The sequence below is a fragment of the Octadecabacter sp. SW4 genome, from assembly GCF_008065155.1.
Lineage (GTDB): Bacteria > Pseudomonadota > Alphaproteobacteria > Rhodobacterales > Rhodobacteraceae > SW4.
The window spans coordinates 1455848-1479027 of the sequence record NZ_CP042819.1; the positions used below are offsets into that span (position 1 = coordinate 1455848).

The 23180-nt window shown below is 61.2% G+C and carries 26 protein-coding genes; 21 read left to right on the plus strand and 5 right to left on the minus strand.

The genetic code is table 11. The annotated features are described in order from the left end of the window. Positions 1-45: 45 nt before the first annotated feature. Positions 46-918: a tRNA (adenosine(37)-N6)-dimethylallyltransferase MiaA gene (miaA, locus tag FTO60_RS07205; protein WP_148055322.1), complete on the minus strand. Its 873-nt coding sequence runs from the start codon at positions 916-918 to the stop codon at positions 46-48. Positions 919-1036: 118 nt separating this feature from the next. On the opposite strand from miaA, the gene pyrH reads away from it, so the two are divergent. The 14 genes from pyrH (at position 1037) to FTO60_RS07270 (ending at position 14157) form a co-directional block, all read left to right on the plus strand. Next, positions 1037-1762: a UMP kinase gene (gene pyrH, locus FTO60_RS07210; RefSeq protein WP_148055323.1), complete on the plus strand. Its 726-nt coding sequence runs from the start codon at positions 1037-1039 to the stop codon at positions 1760-1762. A gap of 179 nt (positions 1763-1941) precedes the next feature. Next, entirely contained in the window at positions 1942-2505 is a 564-nt protein-coding gene (gene frr, locus FTO60_RS07215; RefSeq protein ID WP_148055324.1) for a ribosome recycling factor, read from the plus strand. A gap of 189 nt (positions 2506-2694) precedes the next feature. Further along, positions 2695-3417: an isoprenyl transferase gene (locus FTO60_RS07220; protein ID WP_148055325.1), complete on the plus strand. Its 723-nt coding sequence runs from the start codon at positions 2695-2697 to the stop codon at positions 3415-3417. 1 nt (position 3418) lies between these two features. Further along, the gene (locus tag FTO60_RS07225; RefSeq protein WP_148055326.1) at positions 3419-4231 is read left to right on the plus strand and encodes a phosphatidate cytidylyltransferase; all 813 of its coding nucleotides are present in this window, start codon (positions 3419-3421) and stop codon (positions 4229-4231) included. Continuing rightward, on the plus strand, positions 4231-5403 hold the full coding sequence (gene dxr / locus FTO60_RS07230; RefSeq protein ID WP_148055327.1) for a 1-deoxy-D-xylulose-5-phosphate reductoisomerase: 1173 nt from the start codon (positions 4231-4233) through the stop codon (positions 5401-5403). The genes FTO60_RS07225 and dxr overlap by 1 nt, the downstream gene beginning before the upstream one ends. A gap of 4 nt (positions 5404-5407) precedes the next feature. Next, positions 5408-6736, plus strand: coding sequence for an RIP metalloprotease RseP (rseP, locus tag FTO60_RS07235; RefSeq protein ID WP_148055328.1), 1329 nt, complete (start codon positions 5408-5410; stop codon positions 6734-6736). A 79-nt stretch (positions 6737-6815) separates the two neighbouring features. Continuing rightward, positions 6816-6953: a hypothetical protein gene (locus FTO60_RS17650; RefSeq protein ID WP_172623833.1), complete on the plus strand. Its 138-nt coding sequence runs from the start codon at positions 6816-6818 to the stop codon at positions 6951-6953. A gap of 124 nt (positions 6954-7077) precedes the next feature. Beyond that, on the plus strand, positions 7078-9393 hold the full coding sequence (gene bamA / locus FTO60_RS07240; protein WP_254696920.1) for an outer membrane protein assembly factor BamA: 2316 nt from the start codon (positions 7078-7080) through the stop codon (positions 9391-9393). Next, positions 9393-10040, plus strand: a complete 648-nt coding sequence (locus FTO60_RS07245; protein ID WP_148055329.1) for an OmpH family outer membrane protein — start codon at positions 9393-9395, stop codon at positions 10038-10040. Before bamA ends, FTO60_RS07245 begins: the two co-directional genes overlap by 1 nt. Positions 10041-10100: 60 nt before the next feature. Then, positions 10101-10574 carry a 3-hydroxyacyl-ACP dehydratase FabZ gene (gene fabZ / locus FTO60_RS07250; protein WP_148055330.1) on the plus strand — a complete coding sequence of 158 codons (474 nt, stop codon included), beginning with the start codon at positions 10101-10103 and terminating at the stop codon, positions 10572-10574. Then, positions 10574-11356, plus strand: a complete 783-nt coding sequence (gene lpxA / locus FTO60_RS07255) for an acyl-ACP--UDP-N-acetylglucosamine O-acyltransferase (RefSeq protein ID WP_148055331.1) — start codon at positions 10574-10576, stop codon at positions 11354-11356. The genes fabZ and lpxA overlap by 1 nt, the downstream gene beginning before the upstream one ends. After that, positions 11356-12252: an LpxI family protein gene (locus FTO60_RS07260; RefSeq protein ID WP_148055332.1), complete on the plus strand. Its 897-nt coding sequence runs from the start codon at positions 11356-11358 to the stop codon at positions 12250-12252. Before lpxA ends, FTO60_RS07260 begins: the two co-directional genes overlap by 1 nt. Beyond that, entirely contained in the window at positions 12249-13403 is a 1155-nt protein-coding gene (gene lpxB, locus FTO60_RS07265; RefSeq protein ID WP_148055333.1) for a lipid-A-disaccharide synthase, read from the plus strand. The genes FTO60_RS07260 and lpxB overlap by 4 nt, the downstream gene beginning before the upstream one ends. Further along, the gene (locus FTO60_RS07270; protein WP_148055334.1) at positions 13390-14157 is read left to right on the plus strand and encodes an HpcH/HpaI aldolase/citrate lyase family protein; all 768 of its coding nucleotides are present in this window, start codon (positions 13390-13392) and stop codon (positions 14155-14157) included. The genes lpxB and FTO60_RS07270 overlap by 14 nt, the downstream gene beginning before the upstream one ends. Here FTO60_RS07270 and FTO60_RS07275 read toward each other — a convergent pair. Next, entirely contained in the window at positions 14150-15262 is a 1113-nt protein-coding gene (locus FTO60_RS07275; protein WP_148055335.1) for a Ppx/GppA phosphatase family protein, read from the minus strand. The genes FTO60_RS07270 and FTO60_RS07275 overlap by 8 nt on opposite strands. A gap of 228 nt (positions 15263-15490) precedes the next feature. Here FTO60_RS07275 and FTO60_RS07280 point away from each other — a divergent pair, with 228 nt between their 5' ends. Genes FTO60_RS07280 through FTO60_RS07295 form a run of 4 tightly spaced genes read left to right on the plus strand, consistent with a single transcriptional unit; the run spans position 15491 to position 18510 of the window. Further along, positions 15491-15787 (plus strand): virulence factor, encoded by a 297-nt coding sequence (locus FTO60_RS07280; RefSeq protein ID WP_148055336.1) that lies wholly within the window; start codon positions 15491-15493, stop codon positions 15785-15787. A gap of 50 nt (positions 15788-15837) precedes the next feature. Then, positions 15838-16761 (plus strand): methylenetetrahydrofolate reductase, encoded by a 924-nt coding sequence (locus tag FTO60_RS07285; protein WP_148055337.1) that lies wholly within the window; start codon positions 15838-15840, stop codon positions 16759-16761. Between the two features lie 7 nt (positions 16762-16768). Continuing rightward, positions 16769-17434 carry an HAD family phosphatase gene (locus FTO60_RS07290; RefSeq protein ID WP_148055338.1) on the plus strand — a complete coding sequence of 222 codons (666 nt, stop codon included), beginning with the start codon at positions 16769-16771 and terminating at the stop codon, positions 17432-17434. Further along, a complete protein-coding gene (locus tag FTO60_RS07295) occupies positions 17431-18510 on the plus strand; it encodes a methyltetrahydrofolate cobalamin methyltransferase (protein ID WP_148055339.1) in 1080 nt (359 codons plus the stop codon). The genes FTO60_RS07290 and FTO60_RS07295 overlap by 4 nt, the downstream gene beginning before the upstream one ends. Before the next feature lie 60 nt (positions 18511-18570). On the opposite strand, the gene FTO60_RS07300 is transcribed toward FTO60_RS07295, so the two are convergent. Then, positions 18571-19002, minus strand: coding sequence for a lipocalin-like domain-containing protein (locus FTO60_RS07300; protein WP_148055340.1), 432 nt, complete (start codon positions 19000-19002; stop codon positions 18571-18573). 596 nt (positions 19003-19598) lie between these two features. Between FTO60_RS07300 and FTO60_RS17655 the strand changes: the two genes are divergently transcribed. Next, positions 19599-19754: a hypothetical protein gene (locus tag FTO60_RS17655; RefSeq protein WP_172623834.1), complete on the plus strand. Its 156-nt coding sequence runs from the start codon at positions 19599-19601 to the stop codon at positions 19752-19754. A 207-nt stretch (positions 19755-19961) separates the two neighbouring features. Here the strand turns inward: FTO60_RS17655 and FTO60_RS07305 are convergent, their stop codons facing one another. Continuing rightward, positions 19962-20738 (minus strand): SDR family oxidoreductase, encoded by a 777-nt coding sequence (locus FTO60_RS07305; RefSeq protein WP_148055341.1) that lies wholly within the window; start codon positions 20736-20738, stop codon positions 19962-19964. Between the two features lie 71 nt (positions 20739-20809). Then, the gene (mnmA, locus tag FTO60_RS07310) at positions 20810-21949 is read right to left on the minus strand and encodes a tRNA 2-thiouridine(34) synthase MnmA (protein ID WP_148055342.1); all 1140 of its coding nucleotides are present in this window, start codon (positions 21947-21949) and stop codon (positions 20810-20812) included. A gap of 131 nt (positions 21950-22080) precedes the next feature. On the opposite strand from mnmA, the gene FTO60_RS07315 reads away from it, so the two are divergent. Together FTO60_RS07315 and ctrA are read left to right on the plus strand one after the other, a co-directional pair. Then, entirely contained in the window at positions 22081-22359 is a 279-nt protein-coding gene (locus FTO60_RS07315) for a DUF1153 domain-containing protein (RefSeq protein ID WP_148055343.1), read from the plus strand. A 92-nt stretch (positions 22360-22451) separates the two neighbouring features. After that, a complete protein-coding gene (gene ctrA / locus FTO60_RS07320) occupies positions 22452-23168 on the plus strand; it encodes a response regulator transcription factor CtrA (RefSeq protein WP_148055344.1) in 717 nt (238 codons plus the stop codon). Positions 23169-23180: the final 12 nt, after the last annotated feature.

The window sequence follows — 23180 nt, forward strand, 5'->3', positions numbered from 1 at the left end:
CCAAATTTGTTGTAAAGATGCAAGTATTGCGAGTGCCAGTCTGGGCTAGTCCGGCACTGGCAAGGCAATCTGCCGCCAGTCCCGCATCCGTGAGCGCAGCCATGTGCGTTGCCGTTTGGCATAACGACGGCTGGCAATCACCGCAAGTTCCCGGGCCGCGTCCAGCGAAATTTCGCCACGGATATGGGCAATCAGTTCCGCTGCGCCGATCGCCTTGGCGGACGCATGATCAGGGTTCCAGTGCGGTTCCATCGCGGCCGCCTCGTCCAGGGCACCGTCGCGGATCATCACATCAAAGCGGCGCGCGATCCGGGCGTTCAGCCAGTCGGGATCGGGCATCATCGCCAGCGCCGTCACCTGCGACAGCGGCAAGACCGGTGGCGGCGTCATGTCCTGCCAGTCGGCAATAGAGCGCCCGGTGGCCTGTTGCACCTCCCATGCGCGCTGCACGCGGGCGCGGTTGTTCTGGTCAATCCGGCCCAATGTCACCGGATCAAGCGCGGCCAGCATATCGTTCAGATCCTGCGCATTCGCGCGGTCCCGGACATCTGGCGGTGTCGCCGGAATATCGGCCAACCCTTGGGTGAGGGCGGCAAAGTTCAGCCCCGTGCCACCCACAATGATGGGCCGCGCGGTGCCTTGCACGAAGGGCGTCACATCACGCAGCCAATGACCCACCGAATAAGGCGCATCGAACGGCACATGACCGTATAAGGCATGAGGGATGCGGGCTTCGTCCGCCGCATCGGGTCGCGCGGTCAACACCCGCCAGCCGTCAAACACCTGCAAGGCATCGGCATTGACGATCACCCCGCCGCCGGTTTGCGCAATCTGCAAGGCCAGCGCCGATTTGCCAGCCGCGGTTGGCCCGAAAATCAACACGGGAACGTCAGGCGGGATCGTGCGCAGGTCAATCATTGCGGCACCCTTGCAAAGAAACTTGCGGCCCGCCGTGCAATTCGCCCAACCAGCCATTGAAGTGACCCTCGGTTTGCGACATTTTAGCCCTTGCCGCAACAAACCAAAGGACCCAGCGATGTCAGACGCCGAAAAAGTCACATTTGAACGGGTCATGCTCAAGATTTCGGGCGAGGCATTGATGGGCGATCAGGGCTTTGGCCTGCACCCGCCCACCGTCGAACGCATCGCCCGCGAGGTGAAAACCGTTCACGACATGGGCGTCGAGATTTGCATGGTGATCGGCGGCGGCAATATCTTTCGCGGCCTGCAGGGATCGGCACAGGGGATGGAGCGCACCACGGCCGATTACATGGGCATGCTCGCCACGGTGATGAACGCGCTGGCGATGCAAAGCGCACTTGAGGGGCAGGGCATCCACACCCGCGTCATTTCCGCGATCCGCATGGATGAGGTCGCCGAACCCTATATTCGTCGCCGCGCGGTGCGCCACCTTGAGAAAAAGCGCGTCTGCATCTTTGCCGCGGGCACCGGCAACCCCTATTTCACCACCGACACGGCGGCGACCCTGCGCGCCAACGAAATGGCCTGCGAGGCGATCTTCAAAGGCACCAAGGTGGATGGCGTCTATGACAAGGACCCCGCCAAACACGCCGATGCCAAACGTTACGACACGATCACCTATGACGAGGTGCTGGCCCAGCATCTGGGCGTGATGGATGCCAGCGCCATTGCGCTGGCGCGGGAAAACAAGCTGCCGATCGTGGTGTTTTCCTTGGATGAGCCGGGCGGATTCAAGGGTATTCTGGACGGCACTGGCACCTTTACCACCGTGCGCGATTGATGGTCTGACGATCCCTGCGGGGCAGGTATTGCTGGCAAGATGAAACGGCGGGTGCCCCCCGCCTCGCGCCGTTTTTGCGATAACGCGCGCAAATTTCCGCAAGAACTGCACGGGCGTTCTATACAAATCACCGGTCTTGCAGGTATAGCAGGGCAACACTGGCAAAAAGAGCGCTACTCATGTCCGACGACTTTATCCTTGATACCGATGATCTGACCCGCCGCATGGATGGCGCAATCGCCAATCTGCGCACCGAATTTGCGTCGCTTCGCACCGGGCGCGCGTCGTCCTCGATGCTGGAACCGGTGATGGTGGATGCTTATGGCGCGCTGACGCCGATCAATCAGGTCGGCACCGTCAACGTCCCCGAGCCGCGCATGGTCACGATCAACGTCTGGGACAAGGGCCTCGTCGGCAAGGTTGAAAAGGCGATCCGCGAAAGCGGGCTGGGGATCAACCCGCAGCTGAACGGCACGATCATCATGCTGCCGATCCCCGAACTCAACGAAGAACGCCGCCGCGAATTGACCAAGGTCGCAGGCCAATACGCCGAACATGCCCGCGTGTCGGTGCGCAACGTGCGCCGTGACGGGATGGACCAGATCAAAAAGGCCAAGGGTGATGGCCTGTCCGAGGACGACCAGAAGCTTTGGGAGGACGAGGTGCAGGAGTTGACCGACGCCTATATCAAACAAATCGACGACAACCTCGACACCAAGCAAGCCGAGATCATGCAGGTTTGATCCGGCAATCTTGAAAAGGTCCAGTGGACCTTTTCGCCGGATCAAAGGGCGGAGCCCCGGAAAGTCCGGCAATCTTGAAAAGGTCCAGTGGACCTTTTCGCCGGATCAAAGGGCGGAGCCCCGGAAAGTCCGGCAGCAAAAGGCGCAAGCCCAAAGGGACGCGCCAAGACGGTAACCAGGAGGCTGGGTATGGCCAAGGACGCACAACAGGCAGGCCCGCGCCACGTCGCCATTATCATGGACGGCAACGGCCGCTGGGCGACCCAGCGCGGGCGGCCCCGGTTGTTTGGCCACCACGCGGGCGCAAAACGTGTGCGCGATATCGTCGAAAGCTGCCCTGATCTGGGCGTCAAATACCTGACCATTTTCGCCTTCTCGACCGAAAACTGGAAACGCACCCAGACCGAAGTCGCCGGTCTGATGAAGCTGTTTCGCCGCTACATCGAGCGCGAGGCGCAGGCCCTGCTGAAAAACGGTGTGCGGGTCCGGTTCATCGGGGATCGTGTGCGTCTGGATGACAAACTGGTCGCGCTGATGGACGAACTGGAACTGCTCACGGCGGGCAATGATCGCGTGCATCTGACCGTCGCCATCAACTACGGCGGGCGCGATGAAGTCACCCGCGCCGCCAAGCGCCTTGCCTATGACATCGAGCAGGGCAGGTTGACCCACAAGGATGTTGATGCCGAAACATTGGCAAAATACCTTGATACCCACGTGTTGCCCGACCCCGATCTGGTCATCCGCACCAGTGGCGAGGCGCGGGTCAGCAACTTTCTGCTTTGGCAGACCGCCTATAGCGAATACGAATTCGTCGATACGCTGTGGCCCGATTTTACACCGCAGGAATTTGCCAGGGTGCTGGCAAGTTTCAGCGCCCGAGATCGCCGGTTTGGCGGGGTAAAGGCCTGATATGACAGACAAGCCTGCAATCGATCCCGGCAAATGGGGGGATCTGACGGTGCGCCTTGCGTCGGGTGCGGCGATGGCCGTGATCGGGGTTGGCGCCATCATCGCGGGGGGCATCTGGTTCCAGATGCTGGCGGTGTTTGTCACCGCCGTCATGGTCTGGGAGTTGTGGAAGATGATCCGCCCCGAGGCCGCGACCTCGGGGATGTTGCTGGCCGCCGCCGTCGCCAGCATCCTGTCCGCGCAGGTCTTTGGCCCGACCGAAAGTTACGAATTTCTGGCGTTGTTTCTGGTCGTGCCGATCATCGGTGCGCTGGCCTTGCCCCATGAACGCCTGACCTTCTTTGTCTTTGCCCTCGCGATCCAGATCGCGGGCTGGGGGCTGGTGCACTTCCGCATCGATTTTGGCTTTACCTGGCTGCTGTGGCTGGTTCTTGTGGTGATCGTCACCGATATTTTCGGCTATTTTGCCGGGCGGATGCTGGGCGGCCCGAAGTTCTGGCCCAAGGTCAGCCCGAAAAAGACCTGGAGCGGGACCGTCGCGGGTTGGCTTGCGGCGGCTGTCGTTGGCCTGATTTTCATGCAGTTCACCAATGCCACCTCGCTTATCATCCCGATTTCGATGGTCCTGTCATTCGCAGGCCAGATGGGGGATATCGGCGAAAGCGCCCTGAAACGCCGGATGAAGGTCAAGGACAGTTCAACCCTGATTCCGGGGCATGGCGGGCTGTTTGACCGCTTTGATGCGCTGCTGGGGGCCTCGCTGTTCATGCTGGCCCTGGCCGATCTGTTCAATGTGCCCGGGGTCGCCTTTTGATGCGACGGATCAGCATTCTGGGCGCGACCGGATCCATCGGGCAAAGCACCATCGACCTGATCAAGCGCGATCGCGACGCCTATGATGTGGTGGCGCTGACGGGTGGGCGCAATGTGGCGCAATTAGCAAATGATGCCATAGCCTTGCAGGCCGAAGTTGCAGTGATTTCCGATGAAAGCCAATACGGCGCGCTGCGCGATGCGTTGGCCGGTAGCGGCGTTGTGGCGGCCAGTGGCGCGCGCGCCTTGCAAGAGGCGGCAAGCAGACCCGCCGACTGGATCATGTCGGCGATTGTCGGGGCGGCTGGCCTGCCGCCGGGACTTGAGGCACTGAAACACGGCACGACGCTTGCTCTGGCCAACAAGGAATCTCTGGTCACGGCCGGCCCGATCCTGATGCAGCGCGCAGCGGATCACGGCGCGCGCGTTCTGCCGGTTGACAGCGAACATTCGGGTATCTTTCAGGCGTTGATCGGCGAGGATATCGCCACGGTGGAACGCATCATCATCACCGCAAGCGGTGGTGCCTTTCGCGATCATCCGCTGGACAGGCTTAATGATGTAACGGTGGCGCAGGCCTCGTGCCATCCCAATTGGGACATGGGCCAGCGGATCACGATCGACAGCGCGTCCATGTTCAACAAGGCGCTTGAACTTGTTGAAACCAAGGAGTTTTTCGGCGTTCGCAGTGACCAGATTGAAACCATCGTTCACCCCGAAAGCCTGATTCACGCGCTGGTCGGGTTCAACGATGGTGCGCTGATGGCCCACGTCGGCCCGCCCGACATGCGCCACGCCATCGGCTATGCGCTACATTGGCCAGACCGGCGCGCGTTGCCGGTCGACCGCCTTGATCTGGCGCAGATCGGTCAGTTGAATTTCCGCGCGCCCGATCCGGCCCGCTATCCCGCGCTGGCGCTTGCGCGGCGCGTGATGGAGGAGGGCGGCCTGGCCGGTGCCGCCTTCAACGCCGCCAAGGAACGCGCGCTTGATGCCTTTATCGCGGGCGAGATCGGCTTTATGGACATGGCGCGCGTGGTTTGTGTGACATTGGACAAAATGTCGGCCCGGGACGGGCTGCAAAATGCCACGATGACACTAGATACGGTATTGGACATCGACAGGCTGGCCCGCATCCGCGCGGGTGAAGCAATAAAAATGACAGGACACTAAGACTTTGGACATCACCCAGATCCTCCCGCAGTTTGGCAGTGCGGCCTTTACCATCGTAGCCTTCATCGTCGCGCTGTCGATCATCGTGGCGATCCACGAATACGGCCACTACATCGTCGGGCGCTGGTCGGGCATCCATGCCGAAGTGTTCAGCCTTGGATTTGGTCCGGTGGTCTATTCCCGCGTTGATAAACACGGCACCCGTTGGCAGATCGCGGCCCTGCCGTTTGGCGGATATGTGAAATTTCTGGGCGATGCCAATGCTGCCAGCGTTGGTGCGGCCGAAGGGGCCGAGCCGGGGCGCAACACCATGCTGGGTGCCCCGCTCTGGGCGCGCGCGGCCACTGTTGCGGCGGGTCCGGTGTTCAATTTCATCTTGTCTGTGCTGATTTTTGGCGCGGTGATGATGGTTGATGGGCGCGCGTCCGATCCGCTGACATTGGACGAATCGCGCGCCCTGCCACCCTCTTATGCGATGGATCTGGAACCGGGCGATGCGATCTTGTCGATCGCCGGGCTGGAAACGCCGGAACTGGCTGATTTCGAAGGCTATATCGCCAGCCTGCCGGTTGAACCCACCTTGGATTACCGCGTGTTGCGCGACGGCACGGAAATGACCGTGCAAGGGCCATATCCCTATCCGGCGATGATTTTGGCGCTGAACCCGCAATCGGCCGCCTATGACATCGAGATGAAGGTCGGCGACGTGATCACGGCGATTGATGGCACCCCGATCTTTGCCTTTGACCAGCTCAAGGCGGCGGTTGCCGGGTCAGACGGGCGCCCCTTGATGGCCACGGTCTGGCGTGACGGCGCGTTGATCGATTTTACGCTGGCCCCGCGCAGCGTTGATCTTCCATCGCCCGAGGGTGGTTTCGAGACCCGTTACCTGATTGGCGTTACCGGCGGGCTGTTCTTTGAAGCGCAGACCGAGGTCGTCGGTCCCTGGGCCGCCACGAGGGCCGCGATCGCGCAGGTCTGGTTTATCATGAAATCGTCCCTGTCGGGCCTGTGGCACATGATCACCGGCGCGATTTCGTCGTGCAACCTGTCCGGCCCGATCGGCATTGCCCAGACCAGCGGCGCAATGGCCAGTCAGGGTGCCAGCAGCTTTATCTGGTTCGTGGCGGTGCTGTCGACGGCCGTGGGGCTGCTGAACCTGTTTCCGATCCCTGTGCTGGACGGTGGGCACCTTGTGTTTCACGCCTACGAGGCCGTCACCGGCAAGATGCCAAGTGACGGTGCCCTGCGGGTTCTGATGGCCATCGGCCTGTCGCTGATCCTGGCGCTGATGGTCTTTGCCGTCGCCAATGATCTGTTCCTTTGCCCCTAAGGTTTCGTGAACGTGCCACCAATTCGCCACATTTGATGGGCAGGGTGGCACGGAACGAGCACGTAAAAGGGGTCTTGCCATGCAGACCATTGCATCAGGTTATCGCGGATTGTCGCTGTTGATTGATATCAACTGGGACCGTTTGCTGTATCTTGCGACCATCATTGGCGCGCTTTGGGCCGGTGCCTTTTTCGGCTCCATGTATTTCCCCGGCTAAGCCGCAATCATCATCACTGATCCGACCGGACGCGCACCCACGGGGATGCGCGTTCTTGCGTTTTGACAAGTGCCGTCAATCCCGTTACGTCAAAGGGACGGGCAAGTCGAAACAGGCGGACAAAATGAGCAGTGCATTTACAGCCGGAATGGCGTCAAGCCATGGCAAGATTCAAAAGATTATTTTCCTTTCAGTTCTGATGCTTGGGATGGCTTTCGCCGCGATTGCGCAGGCCCAGACCTACCGATTCAACACCATCAGCGTCGAAGGAAACCAGCGGATCGAGACCGCGACAATCCTCACATACGCAGGAATCACCCGTGGCGAGGCGGTCACAGCAGGGGCCGTCAATGACGCCGCCCAGCGTATTCGCGCCACCGGATTGTTCGAAAGCGTCGATCTGGTGCCCTCGGGCAACAGATTGATCATTCGCGTGACCGAATACCCGACGATCAGCGTGATCAACTTTGAAGGCAACGCCCGCCTGTCGGACGAGGAACTTTCCGCTGTGGTCGGCAGCCGTGAGCGCCGCGTATACAGCCCCAGTCAGGCTGAACAGGACGTCGCCGCCATCACCCAGGCCTATGCCGCCCAGGGCCGCGTCAACGCGACCGTCATGCCCCGCATCATCCGCCGCAACGACAACCGCGTCGATCTGGTCTTCGAGGTCTTCGAGGGCGGCGTGACCGAAGTTGAACGCATCGGTTTCGTCGGCAACCGCGCCTATTCGGACCGTCGCCTGCGCGGCGTGCTGGAAACCAAACAAGCCGGCATTTTCCGCGCCATCATCCAGCGCGATACCTTCGTGGCCGACCGCGTGGAATTTGACCAGCAGGTGCTGAGCGATTTCTACCGCTCGCGCGGCTATGTGGATTTTCAGGTGCAAAACGTCGACGTGTCCCTGACCCGCGAACGCGACGCCTATCTTGTGACCTACAATATCCAGGAGGGGCAGCGCTTCCGCTTTGGCAATGTGTCCGTCATGTCCGAGATCGAGGAAGCCGATTCCCTTGATTTCGAAGCGGCCCTGCGCCTGCGCAGCGGCGCCTATTATTCACCCGTTGCGATCGAAAACGATATCGCCCGTATCGAACGTCTGGCGATCCAGCAGGGGATCAACTTTATGCGGGTCGAACCCCGCATCACCCGCAATGACCGCGACCTGACGCTGGACGTGGAATTCGCGCTGGTGCGCGGCGAGCGGATATTTGTGGAACGCATCGACATCGAGGGTAACAACACCACGCTTGATCGCGTGGTGCGTGGCCAGTTCGATGTGGTCGAGGGCGATCCCTTTAACCCGCGTGAAATCCGCCAATCCGCTGAACGTATCCGCGCGCTGGGATATTTCACCAACGCCAATGTGGATGCCCGCGAAGGGTCATCTCCCGATCAGGTGGTGATTGATGTGAACGTCGAAGAAGGGCCGACCGGCTCGCTGTCGTTCGGCGGCAACTTTTCGACAGATAACGGGCTGTCCCTGCTGGCCAGTTTCAGGCAGCGCAACTTCTTGGGGCGCGGGCAGACGCTGTCGTTTGATCTGTCGGCAGGCGAAGACAACCAGAACCTTGGCTTCAACTTCATCGAACCCAACTTTCTGGCGCGTGACCTGAGCTTTGGTCTGTCGCTTGATTATCGCACCACCGATAACGCAAATGCACTTTATGATACGGAAACCTTTGATTTCCGTCCCTCCTTTGCCTTTCCGGTCAGCGAAAACGGGCGTTTGTCGGTCTATTACCGCTATGACTACACTGACATCACCGATGCCGATGCGGCCTCCAGCGCGATCATTCAGGCGGATGCGGCGCTTGGCGGGATCGGCACCAGTTCACTGGGCTATTCCTATAGCTGGGACACGCGCCGCACCGGTCTGAACCCCGACGCCGGTGTGCTGCTGCGCTTTGGTCAGGAGTTCGGCTTTGGTGACAGCCAGTTCATCAAGACCAGCGCCGAAGTGACCGGCCAGACCCTTGTCCTGAATGGCGATGTGACCCTGACAGCCACGCTTGAGGGCGGCGCGCTGGTCTATCAGGATGGCCAAAGCCGGATCACCGATCGTTATTTTCTGGGCAGCCGTGTGATGCGCGGGTTCGATCCGGGCGGCATTGGTCCGCGCGATCAGGTGTCCGGTGACGCGCTGGGTGGCGAATACTACGCCGTGGCCCGCCTTGAGGCGCGTTTCCCGCTGGGGCTGCCCGAAGAATACGGGATCAGTGGCGGTGCCTTCATCGACTACGGGTCGGTCTGGGACGTGGGTGACTCTGCCAGTCTTGCAACGGTGGATTACAACGATTTCACCCCACGCACGATTGCTGGTGTGTCGATCTTTTGGGACACGCCCATCGGCCCGCTACGGTTCAACTTCACCGAACCCTTGGACGTCCAGCCAACGGATGAAACCAAATCGTTCGATCTGACGATCTCGACACAGTTCTGATGCTGCGCGCGGCGCTTTTCGCCTTGGCGATGATCGCCGCGTCGCCGCCCGTGGCGGCGCAAGAAGATACTGCGCCCGTGGCGGCGCAAGAAGACACTGCGCCCGTGGCGGCGCAAGAGGGTACTGCGCCCGTGGTAACGCAGGACAACCCGACACCAGTGGGGATTGTGACGGTCGATATTGACCGCCTGTTTACCGCAACCGAACTTGGCCAGCGCATCACCGACGATTTCCGCATCGCCAGCGAGGCTCTGGCGGCTGAAAACCGCACCATCGCTGCCGCCCTCACCGAAGAGGAAAGCAACCTTACCGAACGCCGCCCCGCAATGGACCCCGCAGCCTTCCGCGCCGAGGCCGAAGCCTTTGACGAAAAGGTCCAGGGCATCCGCGCCGCCCAGGACGCCAAGGAACGCGCGCTTGATGACTCGCTGGCGGCGGGGCGCGATAATTTCTTTGTTGCGATCCGCCCGATCCTTGGCCAGTTGATGGTGGAAAACGGCGCGGGCGCGATTTTGGACCGGCGCAGTGTCGTGTTGTCTGTCGGGCGCATTGATATCACCGATGCCGCGATTGCCGTCATTGATGCGACCGTTGGCGATGGCACCGGCCCTGACGGTGACAGCACAGGTGATGGCGGCGCGAATTAAGCCGCGCTTGCCCCCCTCGGGCGCAGTTGCTACTCAGGTCCAAACAACGAAGGATCAGCCATGAGCGATGACACTCCCGCACCCGTAACCGAGGCTGACATCCAGCTTATTCAGGCGATCCTGCCGCACCGCTATCCGTTTCTGCTGGTGGACCGCGTGCGTGATATCGACGGGACTTCCTCGGCCACAGGCATCAAGAACGTCACCATGAACGAGCCGCATTTTCAGGGTCACTTTCCCGGCAATCCGATCATGCCCGGCGTCACCATCATCGAGGCGATGGCACAGACCGCCGCCGTCATGGTCGGCACGACGATGGGGTTGGTGAACGGTGATCTGCTGGTTTACTTCATGGCGATTGACGGCTGCAAGTTCCGCCGCAAGGTTGTGCCCGGTGACGTGCTCGAGATGAAAATCGAAACCACCCGCGGCAAGGCCGGTGGCAAGGTCTGGAAGTTCAAAGGCGTCGCATCGGTCGAAGGTGAGATGGCCGCCGAGGCCGAATTTACCGCGATGATGGATATGCAGGGCTGATCATGTCCATTCACCCCTCAGCCGTGATCGAAGACGGCGCAACCATCGGCATTGGCTGCAAGATTGGCCCGTTCTGTCACGTCGGACCCGAAGTGGTCTTGTCCGAAGGGGTGCAATTGCGCAGCCATGTGGTTGTCACGGGCGACACGCATATCGGGGCTGATACTGTCGTGTTTTCCTTTTCCGTGATTGGTGAAATCCCGCAGGATCTGAAGTTCGCGGGCGAGAAAACCTCGCTTCGGATCGGCGCGCGCAACCGCATCCGCGAACATGTCACCATGAACACCGGCACCGGCGGCGGGGGCGGCGTGACCCGTGTGGGTGATGACGGGCTGTTCATGGCGGGTTGCCATATTGCCCATGACGCGCAGGTCGGCAACCGCGTGATTGTCGTCAATTCTTCGGCCATCGCCGGCCATGTGATCCTTGAAGATGACGTGATCGTCGGCGGCTTGTCTGGCGTGCACCAGCATGTGCGTATCGGCAAGGGCGCGATCATCGGGGCCTGCACGATGGTGACCAATGATGTGGTGCCGCACGGACTTGTGCAGGGGCCGCGCGGGGTGCTGGACGGGCTTAATCTGATCGGCTTGAAACGCAAGGGCGTGGAGCGCACTGACATCACCGCGCTGCGCGCCGCGTTTCAGGCCTTGAAAGACGGCGAAGGGTCGTTCATGGACCGCGCCCGCCGCTTGGGCGATGAAAGCGACAGCGCCTATGTGCAGGAAATGGTGGCCTTTATCCTTGGTGACAGCGACCGCAATTTCCTGACGCCAAGCTGATGCTGGCCCTGATCGCGGGCGAGGGCGGTTTGCCACCTGCACTGTTTGCCGCCCTGCGCGCGTGCGGTGCCCCTGATCCGGTGATTTGCCAGATGGCGGGGTTTGCCCCCGATCTGCCCGCCGATCTGCCCCGCAAGACATTTCGGCTGGAAACCCTTGGCACGTTGCTGGCTGATCTGCGCGATATGGGTGTGACGGATATCTGCATGGCAGGCCGTGTGCGCCGCCCGGTGATCGACGCGCGCGCGATTGATCCCGCGACCGCCCCGCTGATTGCGCGGCTGGCCGATGCGATGGCCCTTGGCGATGATGGCACCCTGCGCGCGATCATCATGATCCTCGAGGAGGCAGGTTTCACGGTTCGCGCCGCCCATGACATCGCCCCCGGTCTGCTGCCCCGCGCCGGGGTGCAGGGCCGCGTGCAGCCCGGCGCGCAGCATATCGGTGACGCCACCCGTGGCGAGGCGATGGTGGCGATGATGGGCCACGCTGACAGCGGGCAGGCCTGCGTTGTGCGCGGCGGCGAGGTGCTGGCAACCGAAGGCCCTGATGGCACTGATGCGATGATCGCTGCGCTGTGCCTGCCGTTGGTGCAAACCGCTTATGATGGCGACCCGGTCACATGGGTCTTTGACGGCGTGATGGACCTGATCCGCGGTGACGCACCCGCACCCGCGCGCGGCGCGATCCTGTTCAAGGCCCCGAAACCCGATCAGGACCGCCGCGTTGATCTGCCCACTATCGGTGCGCGCACATTCATGCTGGCCGCCGAGGCGGGGTTTGATGCGGTCGTGATCGAAACCGGCGGCGTGATCGTGCTGGATCAGCCGCAATGCGTCGCCATCGCCGATGCGATGGGTATCGCGTTTTGGGTGCGCGACAGGGGGGCGGCATGAAGGTGTTTCTTGTTGCCGGTGAACCTTCGGGTGACAAGCTGGGGGCGGCGCTGATGGCGGGCCTGAAACGCCTGCGCGCGGGCGTGACATTCCAAGGGGTCGGCGGGCCGTTGATGCAGGAACAGGGGCTGGTGAGCCAGTTTCCGATGGACGAGCTTTCCGTCATGGGCTTGGCCGAAGTCCTGCCCAAATACCGCCATCTGAAACGCCGCATCCGCGAGGTGGCCGATGAAGTGATCGCGGCGCAGCCCGATGTCCTGATCACGATTGACAGCCCTGATTTCTGCCTGCGCGTGGCGCGCCTTGTCAAAGACGCCAGCGATACCCGCACGGTGCACTATGTCGCCCCGACCGTCTGGGCATGGCGCCCCAAACGGGCGCTGAAAATGGCGCGGGTGATTGACCATGTGCTGGCCTTGTTCCCGTTCGAGCCACCCCTGATGCAGGCTGCTGGCATGGCCTGCGATTTCGTCGGGCATCCGGTGGTCGCCGAACCGGTTGCGACGCCTGACGAGATTGCCGATTTTCGCGCCAGACACGCGCCGGGGGACGGTCCGCTGATCCTCGCACTGCCCGGCTCGCGGCGCGGTGAGGTGTCCCGCCTTGCCCCCCGTTTCGGCGCGGCCCTTGCGCCGGTGCTGGCCGCGCATCCTGACGCGCGCGTGGTCCTGCCCTGTGCGGGGCCGGTCGAATCGCTGGTGCGCGCCCTGACGGCTGACTGGCCCGTTCAGCCCATCCTGATCCCAGCCGCTGACAGGGCCGGAAAACGCGCCGCCTTTGCGGCTGCCGATGTAGCGCTTGCGGCCTCGGGCACGGTCTCGCTTGAACTGGCGGCGGTCGGCACGCCGATGGTCATCGCCTATGATATGAACTGGCTAAGCCGGATTTTGATTGCGCGGATGTTGCTGGTGGATACGGTGACGCTGGTGAACCTTGTCAGCGAAACACGCAGCGTGCCGGAATTTATTGGCCGAGACTGCCAGCCCGCCCCGATCGGTGCTGCGCTGCTGGACGTCATGGCGCAGCCCGAGGCCCAGAATGCGGCGATGGCCTTGACCATGCAGCGGCTGGGGCAGGGCGGTGAAGAGCCCGGCCTGCGCGCTGCCCGCGCCGTGTTGGACGGATTGGGAGAGAGCAATGCCCGCACCTGAGAACGCCCTCAAAACCAGCCTTGCCGCGGGCAGGCTGCAAACCGGAGTCTGGTTGACGCTGGCCAATCCGATTGCCGCAGAAATTGCCGGGCGCGCGGGGTTCGATTGGTGCCTGATCGACGCCGAACACGGCCCCAACGACATCCCGCTGATCCTCGCGCAGCTACAGGCCCTCGCAGGCACGCCTGCTCAGGCGGTGGTGCGCGTGCCGATCGGGCAGGATTGGGTGCTCAAACAGGTGCTGGATCTGGGCGCGCAAACGATCATGGTGCCGATGGTCAACACGGGCGCCGACGCCGCGCGCGCCGCTGCGGCGATGCGCTATCCCGGTGCGGGTGTGCGCGGCATGGGCGCGGCCCTTGCCCGGGCCAGCCGCTATGGTGAAATCGTCGATTATGTCGCCAGCGCCAACGATCAGATTTGCCTGATTGCCCAGGTGGAAAGCCGCGCCGCGATTGAAAATATCGACGCGATTGCCACCACCACGGGGGTCGATTGCGTGTTTATCGGCCCTGACGACCTGTCGGCTGATATGGGATTTCCGGGCGAACCCGACCACCCCGAGGTTCTGGCCGCCATCGACCACGCCATCGCGCGGATCACCGCGGCAGGCAAGGCCGCGGGAATCGTCGCGTTTGACCCTGCGCAGTTCGCCGGGTTGGTGCAAAAGGGCGTCTCGTTTCTGGGGATGGGCGGCGACAGCCTGCTGTTGCAACAGGCGCTGCACGATCTGGCGGGCAAAACCCCTAGCTAGGCGCATCATCCAGCACGCCGTGTGCGGACATTTGCGCGTAAAGCAGCCCTTCGCGCAGGCCCCGGTCAGCCACTGACAGGCGGTCGGTGGGCCAAAGCCGCATCAGCGCTTGCAGGATCGCGGACCCCGACATGATCAGCGCCTGACGGTCGCGCCCGATCCGTGGGTCATTGCGCCGCCCGACCTCGCCCAGGGACAGATAGTCGCGGATCACCGCATCGATCTGGTCGGTGGTCATGCGCAGCCCGTCGACCTTGGTGCGGTCATAGCGGCGCAGGCCCAGATGGCTGGCAGCGACGGTCGTGACGGTGCCGCTGGTGCCGATGATCTGGAACCCCTTGCGGTCCTGAATTTCCGAGGTTGGCGCAAATTTCTCGAGGTTTTCCTCGAAAAACCAGCTCATCAGCGCAAAGCGCGCCGCGTCGTCCTCCACGTCGTGAAACTGGTCGCGCAGGGTGGCAACACCCAAGGGCACCGAAATCCAGTCCACGACCTTGGCCCCCGCATATCCGCCCGGATCGCTGTCAAACCCCGCGTGCAGGCGCATGATCGCGCCCGAGCGCTCCTTTTTGGGGACATTTGTGAGGTCAATCCAGACCAGTTCGGTCGAGCCCCCGCCAATATCCACGACCAGCAATTGCTTGGTCTTCTTGTTCACAAGCGGGGCGCAGGAAATCACCGCCAAACGGGCTTCTTCCTCGGGCGTGATGATATCAAGGCGCAGGCCGGTCTCGCGCTTGACCTGCTTGATGAACTGCGTGGCGTTACTGGCGCGCCGACAGGCTTCGGTCGCGACAAGGCGCATGTGTTTCACTTTGTGGCGTTGCAGTTTCTGGCGACAGATGCGCATCGCCGCCACAGTCCGGTTCATCGAGGCACGCGAGAGTTTGCCTGAACTTTCAAGCCCTTGCCCAAGCTGCACAGATTTGGAGAAGCTGTCCACGACCTGAAACTGATGGCCCATCGGTTGGGCAATCAGCATGCGACAACTGTTTGTGCCCAGATCAAGCGCTGCATAAAGCGGCTGTGGTCCGGACGGATTGGGTGCGGGGCTTTCGACCGCGCTGGGGAGTGCGCCCGCACCATCGGGACGCTGGGGCGCCATGTTTTGCGCCTTCCTATATCGAGTTACCCTTAACCTAGTCACGCCCGCGCCGTCGCGCAAGCGCCATGCGCACCTCATGATCATCTTGAAAGGTTCGGCACTGGCCGCTTGCCCGCTTATTTGCGACACAGACGAAAGTCGCTGAGCGCGCGTGTCATGTCGAAAATGATCACCTTGACGGGGCAGCGCGCGCGTAAAAGCGGGTAACGCAAGCGGGAAGGGAATCGCATGGCACAGGTCGTTATCGTTTATTGGCGCGACATCCCCGCACAGGTGATCGTGGGCAAGGGTCGTCGTGGTGTGAAAATACAGCTCTCGGAACGTTTTGAGCAGGCGATTGATCGCGCGGCGATGAAATCGGGCGCGGCCAGCACCGACGCCTACCTTGCGGATTGGCGCAAGGCCGACCCGGTCGAAGTCGCGGGCGAAGACGCCGATGTCGCCGCCGCCCAAGCCGCCCGCCTTGAGGCAGACTATGACAAGGATCGCCTGATCACCCTGATCAACAACGATGGCCGCGCGTGAGCGGGAATTCTGATGACCGCGGACCTTTGATCCGCTTTAAGGAGGCTGCAATGGCCCTTTTGAATTTCAAGAAGAAAGAGCAGAGCAGTGGCGTGAACCCACAGGTCGCGGCATTCCTGCAGGATTATTCCATCGAAGTGATGCCGCGCACCGCTGAAAAGGTCGAAAATTTCCGCGATCTGCTGCCCGCTGGCACCCGCGTCTATATCGCCCATATCGAAGGCACCCCGATCGAGGACATGGTCGCCACCGCCAAGCGCCTGAACGCGGATGGTTATCCCGTCATGCCGCATTTTCCGGCTCGCATTATCAAGGACAAGGCAACGCTGGAAAACTGGATCGCCATGTATCAGGGCGAAGCGGATGTAAAACAGGCGCTGCTGCTGGCCGGTGGTGTGGCGCAGCCGCACGGTGATTTCTCGGACTCGATGCAACTGATGGATACGGGGCTGTTTGACAAGGCCGGGTTCACCCGTCTGCACGTCGCAGGCCACCCCGAAGGCAACCGCGACATCGACGTGGACGGATCGATGCTGCGGGTGTCAGACGCCCTGAAGTGGAAACAGGGCTTTTCCGAACGCACCGACGCCAAGATGGCCATTGCCACCCAGTTCGCCTTTGAAGCACAGCCGATCATTGAATGGGCCGACAGCCTGAAAGCGGCGGGGATCGATTTGCCGATCCACATCGGCATCGCCGGCCCCGCCAAGCTGCAAACCCTGATCAAATTCGCTATCGCCTGCGGTGTCGGTCCCTCGCTGAAGGTGCTGCAAAAGCGGGCGATGGATGTGACCAAGCTGCTGTTGCCCTATGAACCGACCGACGTGGTCGCGCAACTGGCTGCCCACAAGGCCGCCAACCCCGATTTCAACATCGAACGGGTGCATTTCTTCCCGCTGGGCGGGATCAAGACAAATGCGACCTGGGCAATTGAAAACGGCGGCGCGTCCGGCGTTCCGGCCAGCGCGTCCTAGGGCTGGCATGGGGCAGGGCGCGCTTTTGTTTGATCTGGACGGCACGATGCTGCACAGCGATCCGATTCATCTGGCGGTCTTTGCCGATATGATGGCGCCGCTCGGTCTGGACGTGTCCGAAGATTTTTACATGACCCATGTGCATGGCCGCCTGAACGTGGATTTCTTTGCCGAATTTCTGCCCGATCATCCCAACCCCCAGAGGCTGTCTGACGACAAGGAGGCCGCCTTTCGCGCCCGTCTGCCCAGGCCCTATCCCGCGATGGCCGGTGTGGTCGCTCTGATGGCGCGCGCCCGTGCGCAGGGCTGGAAACGCGCCGTCGTGACCAATGCCATGCGCCCCAATGCCGAATGCATGCTTGATGCGATCGGGCTGCGCGACCAATTCGACACGATCATCATCGGCGAGGAATGCAGCCGCGGCAAACCCGATCCTGAACCCTACAGGGCGGCAATGGCCGCGCTGGATGTCGCGCCCGAACACGCCATCGCCTTTGAGGACAGCCCCTCGGGCGTGCGCGCGGCGGCAGCGTCGGGGGCCTATACGGTCGGCATCCGGTCGTCGCTTGATGATGCAACCCTGCGCGCCGCTGGCGCCCATGTCACCCTTTCAGATTTCACCGACCCTGCGCTTGCCCCCGTGCTGGCGCGCCTTTCAGGAGCCCCCCAATGACCCGCACCATCGTCGAAAGCAAAACCAAGACCGCCATTATCGGCTTTGACCAGCCGTTCTGCGTGATTGGCGAGCGGATCAACCCCACAGGGCGCAAAATCCTGTCCGAAGAACTGGAGCGCGGCGATTTTTCCCGTGTCGAGGCGGATGCGATTGCCCAGGTCGCGGCGGGGGCGACGGTGCTGGATGTCAACTCGGGTGCGGTGTTTTCCAACAAGATGGCCGAAGACCCGCGCTATGCGGATAACAACTTTGTTGAACCGACCTTGATGAAGGAATTGGTTGAACGGGTGCAGGCCGTGGTCGATGTGCCACTCTGCATCGATTCATCCGTGCCGGGTGCGCTGGAAAACGGTCTGGCCGCTGCCGAAGGCCGCCCGCTGCTGAATTCCGTCACCGGCGAGGAAGAACGCCTTGAGCTGGTCCTGCCGCTGGTCAAGAAATACAACGTCCCCGTCGTGGCGATTTCCAACGATGACACGGGCATTTCCGAAGACCCCGATGTGCGATTTGCCGTGGCCAAAAAGATTGTCGAACGGGCCGCCGATTTCGGTATTCCCGCCCATGACATCGTTGTTGACCCGCTGGTGATGCCCATTGGCGCGATGGGCACCGCCGGTTTGCAGGTCTTCACGTTGGTGCGGCGCCTGCGCGAGGAACTGGGCGTGAACACCACCTGTGGCGCGTCCAATATCAGCTTTGGCCTGCCCAACCGTCACGGCATCAACAATGCGTTTTTGCCAATGGCGATGGCTGCTGGCATGACCAGCGCCATCATGAACCCCGTGGCCTTGCCGATCGGGCCCAAGAAGATCGCCGAAAAGAAGGCCATGATCGAAGCCGCCGGTATCATCCTGCCCGCCGACATGGATGATGAAACCTTTGTGCAACTGTTCGGCATGGGCAGCACAAAACCCCGCGCAGGGTCGGAAATGACCGCGATCCGCGCGGCGAATTTCCTGACCAACAACGACCCCTCCGGCACCGCATGGATCCTGTCCAACCGCGAAGCGCCAAAGGCCGGTCAGGAAGGGCGCGGTCGGGCAGGGCGCGCAGGCGGACGGCGGCGCGGCTAGGTCAACCCGTGCAGGTGGCCGTGCGGGCAGGCCGGTCTGCTTGGCGGGGCAAAACGCTGTTTAGCCCTCAGCGCGCGCCCATTCCAAGCATGCCGTCACTTTCTTACCGTCCAGAAATGTGTCAGGCGCACTCAGCCAAAGGTGCTTATCGATGAACGCTGCTTGCCGGACTTGCGTTGTCCCGGCCCAATTGGGACAAGATGCGTGGTCGACATGGTGTTCGACACGATCACCAAAGAATTCATAAGTTCCCGCGTAGGTGATTTGCGATTTCATCGCCGCCGAGTCTTCCTCCAGTGACCCGCCAAAGGGATCATTCACCCTATAGGATTGGCGTGCAGGCGCCGATATGTGCACAAAAACAAAGCCATCCAAAGTATAGGAGATATATCCGGTCGCCGCCTCGGTGAGCGGATAATGACGTTCGCCACTTTCGTTTTCGTTATACCAGCTTAATAGGCGCCACGTTCCTAGAATGGGGTTTGTATCCATTTTAACCTCGCGCCCTATTTTTTTGGCTGGTTTGCCCGGTTCTGAATGTCGCCTGTGAACCCTACGTTGTGGTGCGTGCAAATCAAGCCGAACAAGCGCGGGATGGCAGCCCGGATGATCACGCGGGTGCCGACACGATCATGGCGGTGCCCGGCCTGCGCCCGCTTGCGTCATGCGCTAATTTGGCCATGCCCGGCACCGGACCCCTGCGACAAATGTCCCGACCACCGACATCGCGTCGGACACCGCGTTGTATCCAACCGCGATGGCCGGTTGGGACGCCGTGGCTGGGTATTTGCGTGCGGGCGTGGACATGTTGTTAACGCTGCGTGGTGGGCGATGCGAACCTTCGTCGAGCCTGAACCAATGATTGCCTGCAACCCTTCTGGCGAAATCCGATATCGTCGTTATCCGGAAGTATCGCGCTGATCCGACAGGCCCAGGGCCTGCGCTTTGACTGCGATGCGGCCGAGGTCCATTAACGGCGACCCAAGTAACGAATTTACAAGCAGTCCAACGGCCTATTATACTCAAGGCAGCAAATTTGAAAGAGTTACGCCTTGAATAAAGTGATACGTTCCTTGATCGGCCTACTCATGCCGATTATCCTGATCGCGTCTGGTGGCGCGATGTTCGGCTGGGGACTCGACAATGATTGGGATTATGTCGCATGGGCCGGTGTCGGTCTGGTTGTGGCCGGGATCATCTGGGGACTTGTGGTATGGCTGTTGATAGACCTGAATACGTGGTGATTTTGCCCTGAACCAGACGAGTGTCGCCACCTTTGCGCGTTTGCGCGCCGCGAAGAATGGCAGACCACCAAAAGCGCGTCATCCCCGTGCGCGCCGCTTCGCCTGCCCCAAAAGGGGCCGAACGGGCGCGTATCGGCACGTGATCCCTGGCTTGGGTTCTGCGGCGATCGGCCCGCATGTGATGATATCACGGCCCGCAAGCGCCCTTTACTTGGATTGCGTCTTTTCGACCATCTTGAGCACCATCCGGCGGGGCAGGAACGGGATCACCCAGTTCAGGGTCGCGGCCAGTTGAAATTCGGTGATCGCCACCAGCTTGCCGCGCAGCATTGCGTCATAGCCGATCTTGGCGACCTGCGCGGCGGTGGTCTTGCTGTTTTGCGTCAGCGGGGTGCCCTCCAGGCCCGCGGTGTCGCCAAATTCCGTTTCCACATAGCCAGGGCACAAGACGGTGCAGGTCACGCCCTGGGCGCGCAACTCCTGATCCACTGCTTGACTGAACGACTGCACAAAGGCCTTGGTCGCGAAATAGACCGCCTGATTGGGGCCGGGCATCATCCCCGCCGTCGATCCCACGTTCAGGATCTTGCCGCCCCCCGCTGCGGCCATTTTCGCACCGAAATAATGCGTCAGCGCGGTCAGGGTTTTGACGTTCAGGTCAATCATGCCCAACTCGTCCTCCAGGGCGCGATCAACATGGCGCCCCAGCCCACCGAAACCGGCATTGTTGATCAGGATATCCACAGTCAAACCTGCCCCATCGACCTGTGCGGCCAGCGCCACCGCGCCGTCAGCGGTGCCGATATCCTGGGCAAAGGCATGGGCGGTGATCCCGTGATGGCGCTCCAGTTCAGCCTTGAGATCCAGCAGCCGGTCGGCGCGCCGCGCGGTAATGATCACATCACCGCCGCGCGAGGCGTGATAGCGGGCAAATTCCTTGCCAATGCCGGCTGAGGCACCTGTAATCAGGGCTGTATTTGTCATGGGCCGGCCTTTCATTGATATTTCAGGTCGCAGAGTTTGAAACTCTGCGGGCAAATCCTTGAAAGGATTTGTCAGTATCCGCGCCAGATCCAGCCGCCACCAAGAATGCGGCTGCCGCCGGTTTCATAGAACACACAGGCCTGCCCGGGCGAAACGCCCTCTTCGGCGACCAGCAATTCCACTTCGGCTGTGGTGGATGACAGCGGGCGCAGGATCGCCTCGGTCGGCGGTTTGGTCGAGCGCACCTTGACCGAAACATGCCGCTCTTGTCCGTCGAAAAAGGCCCCGTCGCCCAGCCAGTTCACCTCGCGCACAGGGACGGTGCGGGTCGCCAGCAAATCCTTGGGGCCGACGATTACATGGCGCTTGTCCACGTCCAGCTTCACCACATAAAGCGGATCGGCCAAACCACCGATCCCAAGCCCGCGCCGCTGCCCGATCGTATAATGCAGCACGCCGTTGTGCTGCCCCAGAACATTGCCATCCACATCGACGATGTCACCCGGTTCTGCCGCGCCGGGGCGCAGTTTTTCGATCACGCTGGCATAGTTGCCATTGGGCACAAAACAGATGTCCTGACTGTCGGGCTTGTCCGCCAGTGCCAGCCCGTATCTGCGCGCCAGGGCACGGGTTTCGTCCTTGGAGGCGTGATGGCCCAGCGGAAAGCGCAGATAGTCCAGTTGTTCGGGCGTGGTAGAAAACAGAAAATAGCTTTGGTCTTTGGACGCATCCGCCGCCGCATGCAGTTCGGGCCCATGATCCCCGACCATGCGCTGAATATAGTGCCCCGTGGCCATGCAATCGGCGTCCAGATCCTTGGCGGTATTCAGCAGATCCTTGAACTTAACCCGTTCATTGCAGCGGATACAGGGCACAGGCGTCGCGCCTGCCAGATAGCTATCGGCAAATTCGTCAATCACCGCGTCCTTGAACACGTTTTCATAGTCCAGCACGTAGTGGGGAAAGCCCATCTCCTCGGCTACGCGGCGCGCATCATGAATGTCGCGGCCCGCACAGCACGCCCCTTTTTTGGCAAGTGCCGCGCCATGATCGTAAAGCTGCAGTGTTACGCCCACCACATCATAGCCCTGCTCGGCCAGCATCGCCGCCACAACCGAACTGTCCACGCCGCCCGACATGGCGACAACCACGCGGGTGTCGGCAGGGGGTTTGGCAAAGCCAAGCGAATTCAGGGCAGGATCAAGGGGCATGGGATTTCCAAATGGGGCAGCTCGCTTTGGAATATATGAAAATCCAACCTATTCTCAAGGGGGCGTTTCACCCCCCGTTAAGAACAAACCGGCAAAGTGCCCCGACAACCAGTCACATAGGGGTGTGAGACATGTATTTGAAAAAGATCGACGGCCCGCGCGCCGTGACCCTGCCGGACGGAACCATGATGACGCATGGCGATCTGCCCAAGCCCGATACGCGCCGCTGGGTCGCTTCGCGCAAGGCCGCGGTGGTGCGGGCGGTGATTGCGGGATTGATTTCGCGCGACACCGCCAAATCGACCTACGGCCTGTCCGAGGATGAGTTTTCCGAATGGGAAAGGGCAGTTACGCAACATGGCGAAGCGGCATTGCGCACCACGGCCTTGCAAAAGTATAGACAACCCTAGGTTGTTGTGCGAACTTCGGCGGGTCCAGTAACGTGTGATTAACCATTGTTGTTTTAGGGTAAGGACGATGAAAAGATAGCGGAGACACTGAAATGCGCGTTTTGCTGGTCGAAGATGACCCCACCATGTCCAAAAGCATCGAACTGATGCTGACCCATGCCAACCTGAATGTCTATGCGACGGATATGGGAGAGGAGGGGATCGATCTTGCGAAACTGTATGATTACGACCTGATCCTGCTTGATATCAATCTGCCTGACATGAATGGCCACGAGGTGCTGCGCCAGTTGCGCCTTGCGCGGATTGATACGCCGATCCTGATCCTGTCAGGCGATGACGGCACCGAAAGCAAACTCAAGGGGTTTGGCTTTGGCGCGGATGATTACATGACCAAACCCTTTCACCGCGAAGAACTGGTTGCACGGATTCACGCGATCATCCGCCGCTCCAAGGGACATGCGCAGTCGATCATCAAGACCGGCCAGATCGGCGTGAATCTTGACGCCAAGACGGTCGAGGTGGGCGGCCAGCCCGTGCATCTGACGGGCAAGGAATACCAGATGTTCGAACTGCTGTCCCTTCGCAAGGGCACGACCCTGACCAAGGAAATGTTCCTTAATCACCTATATGGCGGCATGGACGAACCGGAACTGAAAATCATCGACGTGTTTATCTGCAAGCTGCGCAAAAAGCTGAGCGTGGCAACGGGTGGCGATAACTATATCGAAACGGTTTGGGGGCGGGGCTATGTGTTGCGCGATCCGCAGCCCGCAGCGATGGATGCAGAACGGCTCGCCATCGGCGCATGACGGAATTACCAA